The 17,200-nt window shown below is 70.9% G+C and carries 13 protein-coding genes; 2 read left to right on the top strand and 11 right to left on the bottom strand.

Going from position 1 to position 17,200, the window contains the following annotated elements:
- Positions 1-439: 439 nt before the first annotated feature.
- The 3 genes from ACQQ2N_RS14965 to ACQQ2N_RS14975 form a co-directional block, all read right to left on the bottom strand.
- Positions 440-2,608: a prolyl oligopeptidase family serine peptidase gene (locus ACQQ2N_RS14965; RefSeq protein ID WP_440222376.1), complete on the bottom strand. Its 2,169-nt coding sequence runs from the start codon at positions 2,606-2,608 to the stop codon at positions 440-442.
- Positions 2,609-2,711: 103 nt separating this feature from the next.
- A complete protein-coding gene (locus ACQQ2N_RS14970; protein WP_440222377.1) occupies positions 2,712-4,007 on the bottom strand; it encodes an amino acid permease in 1,296 nt (431 codons plus the stop codon).
- An 84-nt stretch (positions 4,008-4,091) separates the two neighbouring features.
- Positions 4,092-5,561 carry an amino acid permease gene (locus tag ACQQ2N_RS14975; RefSeq protein ID WP_440222378.1) on the bottom strand — a complete coding sequence of 490 codons (1,470 nt, stop codon included), beginning with the start codon at positions 5,559-5,561 and terminating at the stop codon, positions 4,092-4,094.
- 206 nt (positions 5,562-5,767) lie between these two features.
- On the opposite strand from ACQQ2N_RS14975, the gene ACQQ2N_RS14980 reads away from it, so the two are divergent.
- Positions 5,768-6,313: an NUDIX hydrolase gene (locus ACQQ2N_RS14980; protein ID WP_440222379.1), complete on the top strand. Its 546-nt coding sequence runs from the start codon at positions 5,768-5,770 to the stop codon at positions 6,311-6,313.
- Between the two features lie 289 nt (positions 6,314-6,602).
- On the opposite strand, the gene ACQQ2N_RS14985 is transcribed toward ACQQ2N_RS14980, so the two are convergent.
- From ACQQ2N_RS14985 to ACQQ2N_RS15015, 7 genes are all read right to left on the bottom strand, one after another.
- Positions 6,603-7,715 carry a hypothetical protein gene (locus tag ACQQ2N_RS14985; protein WP_440222380.1) on the bottom strand — a complete coding sequence of 371 codons (1,113 nt, stop codon included), beginning with the start codon at positions 7,713-7,715 and terminating at the stop codon, positions 6,603-6,605.
- Between the two features lie 480 nt (positions 7,716-8,195).
- Positions 8,196-10,571, bottom strand: a complete 2,376-nt coding sequence (locus ACQQ2N_RS14990; protein ID WP_440222381.1) for a winged helix-turn-helix domain-containing protein — start codon at positions 10,569-10,571, stop codon at positions 8,196-8,198.
- 40 nt (positions 10,572-10,611) lie between these two features.
- Positions 10,612-11,577: a ribokinase gene (locus ACQQ2N_RS14995; RefSeq protein WP_440222382.1), complete on the bottom strand. Its 966-nt coding sequence runs from the start codon at positions 11,575-11,577 to the stop codon at positions 10,612-10,614.
- A gap of 14 nt (positions 11,578-11,591) precedes the next feature.
- Positions 11,592-12,155, bottom strand: coding sequence for an elongation factor P-like protein YeiP (gene yeiP, locus ACQQ2N_RS15000; RefSeq protein ID WP_440222383.1), 564 nt, complete (start codon positions 12,153-12,155; stop codon positions 11,592-11,594).
- Positions 12,152-13,051 carry an alpha/beta hydrolase gene (locus tag ACQQ2N_RS15005; RefSeq protein WP_440222384.1) on the bottom strand — a complete coding sequence of 300 codons (900 nt, stop codon included), beginning with the start codon at positions 13,049-13,051 and terminating at the stop codon, positions 12,152-12,154. Before ACQQ2N_RS15005 ends, yeiP begins: the two co-directional genes overlap by 4 nt.
- A 14-nt stretch (positions 13,052-13,065) precedes the next feature.
- Entirely contained in the window at positions 13,066-13,836 is a 771-nt protein-coding gene (locus ACQQ2N_RS15010; protein ID WP_440222385.1) for an SDR family NAD(P)-dependent oxidoreductase, read from the bottom strand.
- 50 nt (positions 13,837-13,886) lie between these two features.
- On the bottom strand, positions 13,887-14,867 hold the full coding sequence (locus ACQQ2N_RS15015) for a pseudouridine synthase (RefSeq protein ID WP_440222386.1): 981 nt from the start codon (positions 14,865-14,867) through the stop codon (positions 13,887-13,889).
- Positions 14,868-14,873: 6 nt separating this feature from the next.
- Here ACQQ2N_RS15015 and ACQQ2N_RS15020 point away from each other — a divergent pair, with 6 nt between their 5' ends.
- Positions 14,874-15,386: an MgtC/SapB family protein gene (locus ACQQ2N_RS15020; RefSeq protein WP_440222387.1), complete on the top strand. Its 513-nt coding sequence runs from the start codon at positions 14,874-14,876 to the stop codon at positions 15,384-15,386.
- Positions 15,387-15,436: 50 nt separating this feature from the next.
- On the opposite strand, the gene ACQQ2N_RS15025 is transcribed toward ACQQ2N_RS15020, so the two are convergent.
- Positions 15,437-17,104 (bottom strand): hypothetical protein, encoded by a 1,668-nt coding sequence (locus ACQQ2N_RS15025; protein WP_440222388.1) that lies wholly within the window; start codon positions 17,102-17,104, stop codon positions 15,437-15,439.
- Between the last annotated feature and the right edge of the window lie 96 nt (positions 17,105-17,200).

Consider the following 17,200-nt stretch of genomic DNA (forward strand, 5'->3'; position numbering starts at 1 on the left):
CGGAGTCCGCTGCGCGGGTTCTGTCCTTTGCGAGGCCGGGTGGCCGGAATCGCGACGGGTTCGAACCCGTCGCGTCAGGTGGCGGGCTTACCCTTTCGGCTGCAGCTCGACAGCAGCATGGTCTGGCGCGTCTTTCCCTTCTCCCTCCGGGAGAGGGTAGCCCGAAGGGCCGGATGAGGGGACGATCACGCGACGAGCTTCTGACGTCGTCACGCCGCCTCACCGTCCCCCTAAAGCTGGGGTCAGGTTCATTTTTCCCCGTGATCCCGCTCGCTGACAGATGGCACGTCGGCGGGAAAAATGAACCTGACCCCATTCTTCCGGCGACGGCTACGTCGAGTTGCGTGCGTCCCGCGTATGTCGCGTTCGGCCAAGAGCGCCGCGCAGGTGACCCCGATCACGTACCACCCGGGATGCACGCATCCCGGGTGGCTTCCCCTCAACGCCCGAACGCGTCGAGGATGAACGCGTAGACGTCCGCGGTCTCGTCGATGAGCTTGCTGGTCGGCTTGCCCTGGCCGTGGCCGGCGCGCACGTCGATGCGGATCAGCGCGGGACGCTTCGGGTTGATCGCCTGCAACGCGGCGGCGAACTTGAAACTGTGCGCCGGGAACACGCGGTCGTCGTGGTCGCCCGTGATCACGAGCGTGGCCGGGTAGTCGACGCCGGGTTTGATGTTGTGCAGCGGCGAGTACGCGCGGATCGTGCGGAAGCCTTCCTCGTCGGTGACCGAACCGTAGTCCGATTCCCATGCACGGCCGATCGTGAAGTCGCGGAAGCGCAGCATGTCGAGCACGCCGACCGCCGGGATCGCCGCCGCGAACAGGTCGGGGCGCTGCAGTTCGACCGCGGCGACGAGCAGGCCGCCGTTCGAGCCGCCGCGGATCGCGAGCGACTTCGGCGAGGTGACCTTCTCGGCAACGAGGTACTCGGCCGCGGCGATGAAGTCGTCGAACACGTTCTGCTTGTTCGCCTTCATGCCGGCCTCGTGCCAGGCGCGGCCGTACTCGCCGCCACCGCGCAGGTTGGCGACGGCGTAGACGCCGCCGCGCTCGAGCCATGCCATCACGGCCGGCGAGAACGACGGCGTCACCGAGATGTTGAAGCCGCCGTAGCCGTAGAGGATGGTCGGGTTGTTGCCGTCGAGCGCGAGGCCGCGCTTGGCCGAGATGAACATCGGCACCTTGGTGCCGTCCTTGCTCGTGTAGAAGACCTGGCGTGTCTCGTAGGCCGAGGTGTCGATCGGGTAGGCCGGGGCGACGATGCGCTCGGCCGTGCCGGTCTTCGTGTCGAGCCGGTAGACCGCGGCCGGGTCGACGAAGCTCGTGTACGAGAAGAAGCTCTCGGTGTCGCGTGCCTTGCCGGTGAAGCCGCTCGCCGTGCCGAGGCCGGGCAGGGCGACCTCGCCGAGCGCGCGGCCGTCGAGGCCGAAGCGGCGGATCACGCTGCGCGCATCCTTGAGGTAGGAGGCGACGATCTGGCCGCCGACGAGGCGTGCGCTGGCGAGCGTCTCGGGTGCCTCGGCGACGATCTCGCGCCAGTTCGAACGTGCGGGCTTGCGCGCGTCGATCGCGATCACGCGGTAACGCGCGGCGCCGTCGTCGGTGAGGAAGTACAGCGTGCTGCCCTCGCTGCCGAGGAAGTCGAAGCTCGCGGTCCACTCGCCGACGAGTTCGCGCACCTTGCCGCCCTTGGCCTTGAGGTCGCGGATCAGCACGAGGTTCTTGGGCTCGGTGCTGCGCCAGACGCTCAGCAGCAGGTAGCGTCCGTCGTCGGTGACGGTGGTGCCGAAGCCCCAGTTCGGCTCGTCCTTGCGCTCGTAGACGAGGCGGTCGCGCTCCTGCGGCGTGCCGACCTCGTGGTAGTAGACCTTCTGGAACGTGTTGACGGCCTTGAGCGCGTTCTCGCCACTGGGCTGGTCGTAGCGGCTGTAGTAGAAGCCCTTGCCGTCCTTGCTCCACGCGGTGGTCGAGAACTTGACCCATTCCAGCGTGTCGGCGAGCGGCTTGCCGGTGCCGACGTCGAGCACGCGCCACTGCTCCCAGTCCGAGCCGCCCGAGGACAGGCCGTAGGCGAACAGGCGGCCATCGGGGCTGAACTCGCCGCCCTTGAACGCGACGGTGCCGTCGGTGGAGAGCTTGTTCGGATCGAGCAGCACGCGCGCCGGGGCCCCCGGCTTGTCGGTGACGTAGAGCACCGACTGGTTCTGCAGGCCGTCGTTCTTCGAGAACGCATACAGCGCGCCGTGGCGCTCGTACGGCGATGTGCGCTCGTAGTTCCAGAGCTGCTCGAGTCGGGTGCGCAGCTCGTTGCGCTGCGCGATGCCGCGCAGGTGTGCGAATGTCGTTTCGTTCTGCGCGGCGACCCAGTCGGCGGTCTCGCTGGCGTCGATGTCCTCGAGCCAGCGGTACGGATCGGCGATGCGCGTGCCGTGGTAGGTGTCGACGTGGTCGACCGTGCGCGAGACCGGGTAGCTGATCGTCGGCTTGGTCGGTGCGGTGGAGGCGGCGCGTGCGCCATCGGGTGCGGTGGCGGTGTGCATGCAGGCGGACAGGAGGAGGCTGGAAGCGGAGAGGCCGATCAGGGCCGGGGCGTACGTGCGCGGCATGGGGCGGTCCGGTGAAGGTATCCGCCGACTATAGCTATCGCCGCGCGCTTGGCCAAACGGCGAAGGTCACGCTCCCGGGGCACATCGGCGGTGCGCGCAGGCCTCAGCGCGGTGCGCGGCTGCCGAACACGCGGAACAGGCCCCACGCGACCGCGGCGATCGCTGCCGCACCGAGCAGGGTCTGCCAGCCCGACGAGACCAGCAGCAGCGCACAGGCGACGAGTGCGCCGGCACCGAGCAGGCGCTCGCGCGTGCCGGACGGGCGCTGTGGCGTGCCGACGAGCAGGCTCAGGCCTGCCGCGGCGTAGCCGAGCACGACGAGCAGCACGGCCATCTCGATGATCGTGCCGAACTGCTGCGCGGCGGTCGGCGCGAGCGTCAGCAGCGCGAACGCGCACATCGACACGGCGACGATGGCCAGGCCCCAGCCCGCTGCGCCGTTCGGCAGCATGCGGCCGAAGACCGCCGGCAGGTAGCCGCGCTGCGCGGCGCGCGCGCCGGTCTCGCCGGTCACGAGCATCCAGCCGCCGAGGGTTCCGGTGGCCTTGATCGCCGCGGCGATCGCGATGACCGGCACGGCCCATTCGCCGAAGATGCGGCCCGCGACGAGGGCGAACGGCGCGCTTGAGGCGGCCAGTTCGGCACTCGGCACGATTCCCATGACGAGCACCGAGGCGACGAGGTAGACCACGCCTGCGATGAGGATGCCGGCGAGTGTCGCGCGCGGCACGTTGCGATCCGGATCGCGCACGATCCCGGCGACCATCGCGCCGGTCTCGAGTCCCACGAAGGCCCAGAAGATCGGTGCAAGCGAGGCGAACACGACCGAGGCATCGGAGCGGTCGGTCACGTTCCATGCGGCCTCGTAGATCGCCGTGTCGAAGCTGCCCCAGCCACCGAGCAGCACGACGCTGACCGGCAGCAGGCCGAGCACGACGCACAGCGACTGGAAACGTGCGACCTGCTTCGGGCCGAACAGGTTGATCGCGAACATGAGCAGGATCAGCGCGATCTGGCCGGCGATCTGTACCGTGGGGTTGCTGCCGTCGAACGGCAGCACGGTGACGAGGTAGCCGAACGCGGCGACCGCGATCGCGTTGTTGCCGATCCACGAGGAGATCCAGTACAGCGCGGTGGCGAGGAAGCCGACGTCGCGACCGAGCGACGGCCGTACGTAGTCGTCGGGCGACTGCATCTGCGGGTATTCGCGCGCGAGCCGCGCGAACGCGCCGCCGAGCACCACCGCGAGCACCGTGCCGAGCAGCCAGCTCAGCGCGGTCACCGCGCCCGATCCCGCGAGCGTCGCCGGCAGCAGGAAGAACCCCGAGCCGATCATGTTGTTGGCCACGACGAACGTGGCGAGGACGGGTCCGATCTTGCGGACGCTGCTCGAGGTCATGCGCGGGGTCTCGACGCGGAGGATGGAACGAGGGGTGGTATGCAACGCAAGAGGCCGGCGGGGTCACCGCCGGCCTCGGGTGGATCAGGCCTGGTTGCGCAGCTTGCTGTTGCGGTAGCCGTAGCCGAAGTAGATCACGAAGCCGATCACCGTCCAGCCGGTCATCAGCGGCCAGTGCTCGCGGAACGGCTGCCAGAACAGGTACAGGCAGGCGAGCGCGCCGAGCGGGCAGATGATCGTCGCGAACGGCACGCGGAACGGACGCGGCAGGTTCGGCTGGGTACGGCGCAGGATCAGCACGCCGATCGACACGGTCGCGAACGCGAGCAGCGTGCCCATCGAGACGAGCTCGCCGAGCAGGCCGATCGGCAGGAAGCCGGCCAGGATGCAGGCCACGAAGCCGACGATGACCGTGCCGACGTGCGGGGTCTGGAACTTGGGGTGCACGCGCTTGAAGATCTTCGGAAGCAGGCCATCCTGCGCCATCGCGTAGAAGATGCGCGGCTGGCCCATGAGCATGACGAGGATCACCGAGCTCAGGCCCGCGATCGCGCCGATCTCGACGACGTGCTTGAGCCACAGCAGCGACGGGTAGGCCTCGAGCGCGGTCGCGACCGGCTTCGGCGTGCCGAGCTGCGTGAACGGCAGCATGCCCGTGAGCACGAGCGAGACGATGATGTAGATGATCGTGCAGATGGCCAGCGAGCCGAGGATGCCCATCGGCATGTCGCGCTGCGGGTTCTTCGCTTCGCCCGCCGCCGTCGATACCGCGTCGAAGCCGATGTAGGCGAAGAACACCACCGCGGCACCGCGCACGATGCCGTCGAAGCCGTACTGGCCCGGCCCCTGGTTCTCGGGGATGAACGGAACCCAGTTGTCAGGATTCACGTACTGCAGGCCGAACGCGACGAACATGAGGATCACGACGACCTTGATCGCGACGATGATCGAGTTCACGAACGCCGATTGCGTGATGCCGACGTAGCACAGCGTGCTGATCGCCGCGACGATCGCGACCGCGGGCAGGTTGAACAGGCCGCCGGTGTAGACGATCTTGCCTTCGACGACATTGAGCGGCGCGGTCGAGAGCGAGGCCGGCAAGGCCATGCCGAAACTGCCGAGCAGGCTGTTGAAATAGCCCGACCAGCCGACGGCCACGGTCGATGCCGCGAAGAGGTACTCGAGCACGAGGTTCCAGCCGATGAACCAGGCCACGACCTCGCCGAGCGTCGCGTAGGAGTAGGAGTAGGCGCTGCCCGAGACCGGCAGCATCGCCGCGAACTCGGCGTAGCACAGGCCCGCGAAGGCACAGGCGACGCCCGCGAGCACGAAGCTCAGCACGATGGCTGGGCCGGCATGGGCCGCTGCGGCATGGCCGGTCAGCACGAAGATGCCCGCGCCGATCACCGCGCCGATGCCGAGCATGACGAGCTGGGTGCCGGTCAGGGTGCGCTTGAGCGTGACTTCGCCCTGCAGCGAACCTTCGACCGGTTCACCGGCGTCGACGTGCGGCGAAGCCTGCACAGGCTTCGTTACGAAAAGGCCTTTGGACATTGTATCTCCCCGGTACGCGTGGTCATCGGACGCGCGTGGCGCGTCGAGAGTGCGGGCCCGCATGGACGCGGACGTGGCGTCGTACGATGCCAAACCGGCTCCGCCAGCACAAGCGCGTGACGCGTTGGTGAAGGCCTGCGCACGGCACTTGCCCGCGTCGCCGCGGACGTGCAGGCTCGCGCGCCCCCGCTCCCGAGCCAGGCCGCATGACCGTTCCCGATGATGCCACCGCCCGTGCGTTCGATGATTACGCCCGCCGCGTCGATGCCGCCGGTGCGGCCGAATTCCTCACCTTTCTCGCGAGTTCTGCCGATGCGTACGAGCGCCACCACGCGGTCGGCCACTTCACGGGCGCGGCCTGGCTGGTCAGCGCCGACGGGCGTCGCGTGCTGCTGACCCACCACCGCAAGCTCCAGCGCTGGCTGCAGCTCGGCGGCCATGCCGACGGCGACCGCGATCTCGTCGCCGTCGCGCTGCGCGAGGCCGAGGAGGAGTCCGGCCTGTCCGGCCTCGTCGTCGAGCCGGCGATCTTCGACCTCGACCGCCACTGGATCCCCGAGCGCAAGGGTGAGCCGGGGCACTGGCACTACGACGTGCGTTTCGTCGTGCGGGCGACCACCGACGAGGCGTTCGTCGTCAGCGAGGAATCGCTCGAACTCGCCTGGCGCGACATTGCGGGACTCGCCGCCGACCCGGAGACCGACGCGTCGCTGAAGCGCATGGCGGTGCGCTGGCTGGCGCGGGAAGGCTGACCGTCCGGGCCATGCTTCCGGCCCGGGACGCCGTGGCGTGTGCCGGGCAGGGGCCTGCTCGCCAACGAAGGCGTGGATGCCGTCTTGCGTGTCTCCGGGCGCACCTTCGGGGTCGAGAGGCGTACGGCCCACGATTCATCCACGGCGCTGCCGATCCGCCCATGCGTCGCCCCGGCGCAGGCCGGGGTGACGAAGTCGTGCGCGGGCGCGATGCTGTCGGCGACGATGCCACGTCGCACGTCGGAACCGCCGCAGGCGACTCCGCCGTGGACGCGCGATCGCGAGGCGATCAGTCGTCGAATCCGTCCGCGAAGATCGCGTCGGTGGCGACCGGCACGAGCAGGAAGCTCGCGACGCTCTGGTCGGCGAGGCGGCCCGTGCCCGCGATGACGCCGCTCGCGTTGATCGACACCGCACTCGCGAAACGCGTGAAGCCGGTCGTGTCGACGGTGCGCGTGAAGAGGTCGTGGCTGGCACCGTCGATGTGCACGAAAGCCTGCAGGCCCGGCACGATGCCGTTGGCCGTGCCGATGCCGGCATTGCCGACGATCACGCCGGCCGCGTTGATCGCTGTCGCGCCGCCGTTGCTCTGCGACAGCGTCGCGCCGGGGATCTCGGTGTAGGTGCCATCGGCCGCGAACACGACCGGCACGAGTGCCGGGTTCGCCGCGGCGAGGCCGAGGCCGACGGCGGTGCCGCCTGGACTGATGCCGGCGGCGATGGTCGGGAAGGCCTCGGTCTGGCTGCTCATCGGCAGCACGGCCGGCGTCCCCACCTGGCCGACCGTCGCGTGGATCGTCGAGAAGCCCACACTCCAGTAGCCGACGAGCTTGCCGGCCGCGTCCACCGCGGTCCAGCGCGCGTGCTGGTTCTCGACCATCGGGTCGGCGACGCCGTAGTCGACGAGGCCGCCTGCGGCCGTCCATACGAAAGCATGGCTCGGCGCACCCGTACCGAAGCCCGAAAGGCCGCCGACCGCGATGCCGGCATCGTTGATGTCGGCGACGTTGGCCGCCTCGCCTGCGATGTTGTGCATGACCGTGTAGGTGTCCGGCGCGGCGGTCGTCCACAGCAGTCCGGCGACGCCGCCGAAGTCGTAGTCGGTCGCGGTGCCGACGATCTGGCCCTGGTTGTTGATCGCACGCGCGATGCCTTCGACCTCGACGCCCGGCGTGACCGCCAGCGTGTGCGCCGTGCCGGAGGCGTCCCAGTAGACCGCGTGGCGCAGGAAGTCGGCGTCCTGGTAGCTGCCGACGGCCTCGCCGAGGTCGTTGACGTCGTTGACCGAGACACTGGTCGCACCCGGCACGTCGAGGCGCACGAGCTGGTAGGACGGCGCCTGCCCCGCGTGCAGCGGAGCGCTCAGCACGAATGCGAGCAGGGCGGGCAGGGGGCGGAGCACGGAACGCGGCATCGACGGCATGACGGACCTTGGCGGGGGCGGGAGGACGACGCGGCGATCGCCGCGCGGGGCGCCCCGACCATCCCGCCGATCGCGCGCCGGCGCTTGTAGAAACCTTGTAGCGACGCTGTAGGTGACGGTAACAGAAGGATTTTCTTCATCGTCGGGTCATGCGGGTGACGCCTGCGCCGCAGGATCGATGCGCAGCGGTGCGTCGGATGGCGATGCCGCTGTGCCGGCCCGTATGCCGGATGTCGCCACGCGACGTGCCGATGTCGCTCGCGGCAGAATCGCCTGCGGCGGTTCCGCCCTGCTCGTGGTGCGTCACGCTCTGCCGCACACGGCCGTCTCGTAGGGCGGAACCCGCGCAGCGGATTCCGCCGCAGGGAACTGTGGCACCGGGGATGCATGATCGATGTCGGCGATGACGCCGTGCACGACCGGGTCGGAGCTGCGCAAAAAAGATCCTCGCGCCCGCGGTCAGGGGAGCGCGTCGTCGAGCAGCGCCGTGCGTTCGCCGGCGAGCGTTGTCGCGCGGTCGCGGGCCTGGGCGGCGGCCGGCGCGTTGCCGAGCGCCGCGTAGATGCGTGCGGCCGACAGCGCGGCGCGCGCATCGTGGTCGGCGTAGCCGGCGATGCGGCCGTTGACGGACACGGCATCATCGACGCGGTTCGCGGCGATCAGCAGGCGCACGTAAGGCTCGGCGACCATGAGCAGCGCTTCGGGCGCCTCGCGTGCGAGCACGGGCTGGAACGCTTCGGCATACCGTGCGAGCGCGTCGTTGCGGCGTCCCTCGTGCTCGGCCTGGAAGGCCTCGGCGAGCGCGGTGATCCACGCTTCCGCATGCGCGGCATCGGCGTCGGCCCATGCGCGCAGGCCGGCGACCTCGGCCGCGGCCTCGGTCGTCCGTCCCAGACGTTGCAGCGCGCGGCTGCGCACGAGCCAGGCCCGCGCGTAGTCGCCGCGGTGGCGGCTCAGCAGGTCGGGCACGTGCGCTGCCGCCGCGAATTCGGCGGCGCTTTCGTCGCGCCCGCGCAGCAAGGCGCTCGCGGCGAGCACACCTTCGGCCGAGGCGCGCAGCGCGCCGTCGTGGTCGGGATCGCTCGCGTCGAGGATCTGCGACAGCAGGCCGTCGGCCTCGTCGAGCCGACCCGCGGCGACCGCGACCTGCGCGCGCGCGAGCATGAGGTCGCCGCGCTGGCGCGGGTTCTGGACCCGTCGCTCGAGGTCGAGCATGCGGGATGCGGTTGCCCGCGCGGCATCGATGTCGAGCAGCTGCACCTCGGCGTCGGCGCGCGCGGCCAGCGTGGCGGTGAGGGCGTCGTCGGCATGCAGCGTCGCGAAGCGCGTGTCGGCGCCGCGCAGCACGACGAGGGCCTGCGCGGGCTGGCCGCGCTGCAGCGCGTTCATGCCGAGGTTGAGGTCGACCGCGGCGACGCCGAACGCGTCGTCGCGCATCGCGTGCAGCGTGCGCGCGCGGCCGTAGTGATCGGCGGCGTCCTCGAGTCGCATGCGCTGGCTCGCGATGCCGCCGAGGCCGATGTGGGCGCGTGCTTGGGCGCCGGCATCGGCGCCGTCGGCGGCGAGTGCGAGTGCGTTCGTGTAACTGCGTTGCGCATCGTCGAGCCGCCACAGGCGGAACTGCGCCGCGCCGAGGGTCGTCCAGGCGCGTGCGCGCAGCGCAGGCGGCGCGTCGGCGGGCAATGAGGCGAGCAGGCGCTCGGCGAGTGCGCGCGAGGCGTCGTAATCGCCCGCGAAGAACGCGAGCGAAGCCTCGCTCAAGGCGATGTCGGGGTGCGTGCGCAGCGCCGGCGGGGCAGCCTCGAGCAGATGGCGCGCGACGTCGACCTGGCCCGCGAGTACGGCCGCGCTGATGCGCCGGCGCAGGGTTTCGCGCGCGAGCGTCTCGTCGTCGACGGCATCCTGCGGTGGCGCGCGGCCGAGCTTGATCACGAGTTCGTCGGCGGCCGCGCGCGTGGCACGCACGGGGTCGGCATCGCGCGTGTCGACGACGAGCGAGGCCTCGCCGACGCGGCGTTCGAGGTGCACGCGCCACTGGCCGTTCGCGAACGAGGCCGAGGCGCGCACGGTGCCGGCGGCGATCGGCGCGAGTCGCGTGGCGACATCGCCGTCGGGCGAGGCGGTGACCGCGACGACGACCTCGCTCGCCACGACGGCGAGTCCCGCGCGCTGCAACTGGCTCGCGACGAGATCCATGAGGCCGAAGCGCAGCCACGCCCACTCGGCGCCCGCGTCGACCTCGACGGGCAGCACGGCCGTGGCGACGGGAGCCGCCGCCACGTCCGCATCCTTCCTGACGTTCACGAACGACGTCACCGCGACGCCGAGACCGATGACGAGCAACGCGAGGAGTGCGGACACGAGCCCGCGTCGCGGGCGTGGTCGCGGCGTTGCGGGATCGCTCGCCGCGGCTTGAGGCGCAGCGGCGGCGAGCGGTGCATCGTCACCGGCGACCGCGCCGTCGTCCGCTTCGCCGATCGCTTCCTTCGGGCGCGGCGCGGAGGCTTCGACCGGCAGCTCCTCCTCGACGTCGAGCACCCAGCGGTAGCCGTGGCGCGGCACGGTGCGGATCACGCGCTGCTCGTTGCCGGTGTCGCCGAGGTGGCGGCGCAGGCGCATGACGGCGTGGTTGAGCGAGGCTTCGCTGACGTCGACGCGGCCCCAGACCGCGCTCGCGAGCTCGTCGCGGCCGATCGGGCGGTCGCGGTGGCGGATCAGGTAGACGAGGCAGTCGATCGTCGCGAGCGGCAGGTCGACGCGCACGCCGTCCTCGAGCAGTTCGCGTGCCCGCGGATCGAGCCGGAAGCGTCCGAAGCGGTAGACCGGTGTCGCCATGGGGCCAGTCTGGCAGAGCCTGCGTCGCGGCGCGTGAGGATCAGCGCTGACCGGTGGCCGACGTGCCGGACGTGAAGCCGCAGTAGGCTGCGAGCGCGGCCGTCGACTGCGCATCGGACGCGGGCGTCGCCGCGAGCAGCGCCTCGACCTCGCCGCGTGGCGGCACGCCGGTCTGGGCCCCGGGACGCGTGCAGGCGAGCGCGGAGGCCGCGCAGGCTTCACGCAACGCGCCATCGAGTGCCGCACCGCGCGCGAGCGCGGCCGCGAGCACGCCGCAGAACGTGTCGCCGGCCCCGGTCGTGTCGACCGGTTCGACCGCGAAGCCGGGCTGCACGAGGCGCGTGTCGCCGTCGCGTGCGCAGGCGCCGCGTGCGCCGAGCGTGACGATCACGCACGGGATCGCGAGCGCGTCGAGCGCGCGCGCGATGTCGCCGTCGATGCCGGTGACCAACGCGAGCTCGCCTTCGTTGACGATGAGCACGTCGAGGTCGGCGAGCAGCTCCGCCGGCAGGGCCTGCGCGGGGGCCGCGTTGAGCACGACGCGCACGCCGGCATCGCGCGCCGCGCGCGCGTACGCCGCGACGCTGGCCAGCGGTGTCTCGAGCTGCAGCAGCAGATGGCTCGTGCCGGCGAGTTCGGGCAGGTGCGCGGGACGCAGTGCGCCGTTCGCGCCGGGTGCGACCGTGATCGCGTTCTCGCCCGCGTCGGACACGCAGATGAACGCGGTGCCGGTCGGCTCGTCGCTGCGCACGAGCGCGAGCGTCACGCCCGCGTCGCGTAGCGAGGCTTCGAGTTCCGTCGCGTAGGCGTCGTCGCCGAGCGCGACGAGCATGCGCGTCGCGGCGCCGCCGGCACGCGCGGCGGCGACCGCCTGGTTGGCACCCTTGCCGCCCGGGAACGTGCGGAAGGCGCCGCCGAGCACGGTCTCGCCCGGCGCCGGGATGTGCGGCGCACGCACGACGAAATCGAGGTTCGCGGATCCCGCGACGAGGATCGCGCCGGTCATGCCGCGTGCTGCGCTCACGCGCGCCCCGAGAACTCGCCCGTCGTCGTGTTGACGTAGACCTTCTCGCCGTTGGTGATGTACTCGGGCACCTGCACCTCGATGCCGGTCGACAGCTTGGCGGGCTTGGTGCGCTTGGTCGCGCTCGCGCCCTTGAGCTCCGGCGCGGTGTCGACGATCTCGAGCACGACGGTCTGCGGCACCTGCACGGCGATCGGCGCATCGTCGATGATCTGCACGAAGCAGCCCTCGATGCCGTCGACGATGTAGCCGGCCGCGTCGCCGACGACATCGGCGTCGAGCGTGTACTGCGTGTAGTCCTCGTTGTCCATGAACACGAACGCGTCGCCGTCCTTGTACGAGAATGCGACCGCGCGGCGCGTCACCTCGGTTTCCTTGAGGTCGTCGTCGGCGCGCAGCGAGATGTCGAGCTTGGTGCCGCCCGGGATGCTGTACATGACGAAGCGGAACGTGACGTTGCCGCCGCGGCCCTGCGGCGAGCTGCGCTCGATTTCGCGGATCTGGTAGACCTTGCCGTCGTGCTCGACGACGTTGCCGCGCTTGATCTCGGAGGCTTTCATGGTGCGGGTGGTTCCGTGGCAGGAGTGGGGGAGACGAGGCCGCGGGCCTCGAGGAAGCGCTTCTGGCGAACGGTCGCGTCGCGCGACGCGACCGGGTCGGGATCGAAGTCGTCTTCCTGGTTGGACAGGTTGCGCGTGAGCAGGTGGCCGAGGCCCGGGTACGAGGCGATCTCGCAGATGCCGCCCACGGCGGTGACGGGCGCGCAGAAGGCGGTCGCGCCGCGTGCCGGTGTCAGCGTGTCGGCGTCGCCCTGCACGATCAGCGTCGGTGGCACGTGCGCGCCGCTGTGGTCGACGGGCGAGTAGGCCTCGGCCTTCGCGCGTCCGTCGAGCAGCTTGCCGAACCATCCGTCGCGCGCCATGTCGAGCGCGGGCGAGAACAGGATCATCGCAACGGGCGTGACGCGCGTGCGCTGTCCGCCCGCAACGGCCGGGCAGCCGGCGCTCGCCGCGGTCGCAACGAGATGGCCGCCGGCCGACACGCCATAGGCAGCGATACGGCTGGCATCGATGCCGAGTGCCGACGCGTCCCGGCTCGCCCACGCGAACGCGGCGCAGGTGTCGTCGAGCGCCTCGATCGGCGTCGAGCCGCCGTTCGACAGGCGGTACTCGACCGCGATCGCGACGAGGCCGAGGTCGGCGAAGCGGCGCGCCGACGTGAACGTCCATTCGGGCGAGCCGCTGCGCCAGCCGCCGCCGTGGAACAGCAGGATCGCCGGCGCGGGCTTCGCTGCGGTGTTCGCCGGCGCGAACACGAACGCCGACAGGTCGCGGTCGCCGACGTGGCGGTAGGTCACGCGTCGCGGCTCGGGCTTCGCCGGTTCGGTCGCCGTCGACGCCGGTGCGAAGCAGGCGAGCAGCAGCGCGGTGAACACGCCGACCAGACCTCCATGCATGGCCGTGCGGGATCTCACTTCGGCGCGAGGCGCACGGCGCCGTCGAGGCGGATCGTCTCGCCGTTGAGGTAGCGCGTGCGCACGATCGTCGCGACGAGGTCGGCGAACTCCTCGGCCTGGCCGAGGCGCGACGGGAACGGGATCGACGCCGACAGCGACTCCTGCACGGCGGCCGGCATGCCGTCGACCATCGGCGTCCAGAAGATGCCCGGCGCGATCGTCATGACGCGGATGCCGAAGCGCGCGAGCTCGCGCGCCATCGGCAACGTCATCCCGACGACGCCACCCTTGGAGGCCGAGTACGCCGCCTGGCCGATCTGGCCTTCGTAGGCCGCGACCGAGGCCGTGTTGACGATGACGCCGCGCTCGCCGTCCTCGCCCGCGGGCTCGCCCTGCATCGCCGCGGCGGCGGCCTTGGCGACATTGAACGAGCCGACGAGGTTGACCAGCACGGTGGTGCGGAACTGGTCGAGCGGCATCGGTGCGTCCTTGCCGAGCACGCGGCCCGCACCGAGGATGCCGGCGCAGTTGACCGCGACATTGAGCCCGCCGAGGAACGCCTTCGCCGCGGCGATGTTCGCGCTGACGCCGGCCTCGTCGGTGACGTCGGTGCGCAGGTAGGTCGCGTTGGCGGCGCCGAGCGCCTCGACCGCGGCCGCACCCTTGTCGTCGTTGACGTCGAACAGCGCGACCTTGCCGCCCGCGGCGACGACATGGTGTGCGACCGCGAGGCCGAGCCCCGAGACACCACCGGTGATGACCGCCTTGACCTGATCGAGCTGCATGGAATCCTCCGTCGTCGCGGGCCACCGAAGGCCGCGCAAAGACGCCCATTCTACAATGCGAGGCGGCTTTCGAAGCGGCGCGGGCGGCCGTCGAGCGGGTCGTTGAACATGAGCCCGCGCGCGAGCAGGCGCAGCGGGTGGCTGAAATCGCCGTCGGCGCGTGGCGCGAGATCGGGGTACAGCGTGTCGCCGAGGAGCGGCGCGCCGAGCGCGGCCATGTGCACGCGCAGCTGGTGCTTGCGGCCGGTCACGGGCTCGAGCGCGTAGTGCCAGTGCGTATCGCCGCGCGCGAGTACGTCGATGCGCGTCTCGCTGTTCGGTTCGCCGTCGACCTCGCGCATGCGGAAGAACGGTTCGCCGGGTCCGATGCGACTGCGCAGCACATGCGGGAACGCGAGCCCGGGCAGGGCCGGCGCGAGCGCTTCGTAGCGCTTGGCGATCGCACGTTCGCGGAACAGGGCCTGGTAGCGCGAACGGCTTCGCGGGTCGGCCGAGAACAGCACGAGGCCCGAGGTCTCGCGGTCGATGCGGTGCAGCGGCACGAGATCGGGATTGCCGAGGGCCTCGACGAGCCGGCGCAGCAGGGTCTGGGTGACGAACCGGCCGGAAGGGACCACGGGCAGGAACGCGGGCTTGTCGGCGACGACGAGGTGGTCGTCGACGTGCAGGATCGTCGCCTCGAACGGGATGACGGGCTCGTCCTCGACCTCGCGGACGTAGTGCACGCGCAGGCCTTCGCGATACGGATGATCGGGCGAGAGCGGCGTTCCATCGCGCCCGGTCACGCGGCCGCGCTCGAAGCGGTCCAGCCAGGTCTCGCGCGGGATCGCCGCGAAGTGCGCGCACAAGGCGTCGAGCACCGTCGCCCACGATCCTGGCGGCAGGTCCAGCGTGCTCGGCGCGCCGGCATCGGTCAGGCGTCGCGTGGTCATGGCGGGGCGGCGGCCATTCATCGAATCCGGCGGCAGAGTGGCTATGCTCGGCAGGCCTCCAGGCGCGCATCGCGCGGTCTGCCGGAGCCTGCGGAGCATACGTCGATGAGCGGCATCTGGCAGCAGGTCACGAGTACGGTCGCGTCCGAATTCTCCGATCTGCCCGATGTCGCCGAACTCACGCGTGTCACCGTGAGGCTGCTGCTCGCCGCGATCCTCGGCGGCCTGCTCGGCTTCGAGCGCGAGCAGAAGGGCAAGGCGGCTGGCGTCAAGACGCACATGCTCGTCGCGCTCGGCTCGGCGATCTTCATGATCATCCCGCTGCAGATCGGCGTGCAGCCGGCCGAGCTCACGCGCGTCATGCAAGGCATGGTCGCCGGCGTCGGCTTCCTCGGCGCCGGCACGATCCTGAAGGCCGAGAGCGAGCAGCGCGTCAAGGGACTCACCACGGCCGCCGGCATCTGGATGACCTCGGCGATCGGCATGACCGCCGGCCTCGGCCAGGAGAGTTCGGCGGTGCTGTGCACGCTGCTCGCGCTGATCGTGTTCTCGGTGATGCCGCGCATCATGCGGCTCGTCGACAAGGACGACGGCGACGACGAGCGCAAGCCGGGCTGAACGCACCAACACCTGGCGGCACCGATGCGTCACGCGTCAGTCCACCCGGATCATTCGAAGCCGTGCGCGAACACGCGGTCGGACGGCACCGCCGGTGGCTGCAGTTCGTAGGCGCCGATGTCGCAGGTGCCACCCTGGTCGGGACGCGGATGGTCGATGCAGCGCGGCGCGAGCAGCGGGTCGAGGTATTCGACCGTGGTCGCCGTCGGCGCGCAGGCGTCCACGAGCGGTCCGTTCGTGCGTGGACGGTAGTCGCCGATGGTCACGTCGACGAACGCGGTCGCGTCGAGTCCGGTGCGGTTGCAGGCGCCCGTGCCGGAATTCAGGCCGGGGAACGGATCCATCGTCGCGATCGCGGCGGCTTCGAACTGCCACGCGCCGCCCGTGTAGAGGCCCGAGGTCGCGTCGGCGGGGACCGTACTGCCGTCGTCCTTGACCTGCACGTTGCGGGCGAAGGTCGAGAACCGAGTACGTGCGGTCGAGGCCGGTCCGCCGACGCGTGACGCGTACGACACGGCATAGCGTCCCGTGTAGCTGATGCCGTCACGCCAGCGCAGCCGATTGTCGGCGACGACGACGCCGTCGAGCTCGAGCACCGGACCCCACGACTGGATCGCCGGCGAGCCCCACGAGCAGTTGCCGATGATCGACGTCTGCCGCACGTAGGCGCGCGCGCCGCCGTCGAACGCGAGGCCGGCGCCGTCGCCGCGCGTACCCGGGCAGCCGTTGCCGGCCTGGTTGCCCTCGACGCGGGAACACGCGTTGCCCTGGCACTGCACCGCGAACGCGTTCGGATAGTCACGCTGCATCTGCAGCTGCGAGCCACCGATCGCGTAGAGACCGCCGCCGATCGTCTCGGCGACGTTCCAGGACAGCTGCAGTTCGTGCACGTCGAACAGCGAGCCCGTGTCGAGGTAGACGCCGCCGCCCTTGTCGGCGCGGTTGAGCACGATGCGCGAGCCGGTCGCGTCGCGCTGGATCTCGGGCTCGCCGAAACTGCCGATCGTGATGGATGACGCGAACGCGGCGATGCCGCCGCCGAGCGTGGCCCGGTTCGAGGCGATCTCGGTGCGGTCGGCGCGGATGCGTGCCGTGGCGCGTTCGAGGAAGAGGCCGCCGCCGCGGCCGGTCGCGGAGTTGTTGAGCACGCGTACGCCGGCATGCAGTTCGAGGATGCCGCCGAAGCCGTTCGCCGGACCGCGCATGACGATGCCGCCACCGTCGCCCTCGGCATGGTTGTCGAGCACGTCGACGTCCTCGAGCACGAGGCGTAGCGTGCCGCCGGCATCGATGCCGCCGCCGTGGCCGTCGGGACCGCCGGTGCCGTCGCGAAGCTCGAGGTGGCGCAAGGTGACGTTGCGCATCTCGCCCGAGGCCTGGATGCGCATGACGGCGTTGATACCCGCGGCGCCGGCTTCGAAGCCGCCCAGCAACGCGCTCCTGCCCGTGCGCGTCGCGTTCTCCGCGCAGCCGGACCAGCCGCCCGACACGATCAGGGACTGGTCGACGATGGCGACGCGTTGCAACGTGAACTCGTCCGCGACAAGGCGGATCTCGTCCTCGCCGGGGCCGTTCGCGGCGGCCGCGTCGATCGCGGCCTGCAGCGTGCGATACGGGCATTCGGCCTGACGGCCGACGCGCAGGATGTCGGCGTGGGCGTTCTGAGGCACGGCGGCCGCGATCGCGAAGGCGAAGATCGGAAAGAGGGATCGGTTCATGGTCGTGCTGGTTTCCGCGTGGACATGCCGCTCATGACGCAAACTGCCATCCGAACCTATCGCGGCGCGACGCGAGCGCACCGAGCCACTAGACTG

The sequence above is a fragment of the Dokdonella aquatica genome, assembly GCF_051987395.1.
In the GTDB taxonomy this organism is placed as follows: Bacteria; Pseudomonadota; Gammaproteobacteria; order Xanthomonadales; family Rhodanobacteraceae; genus Dokdonella.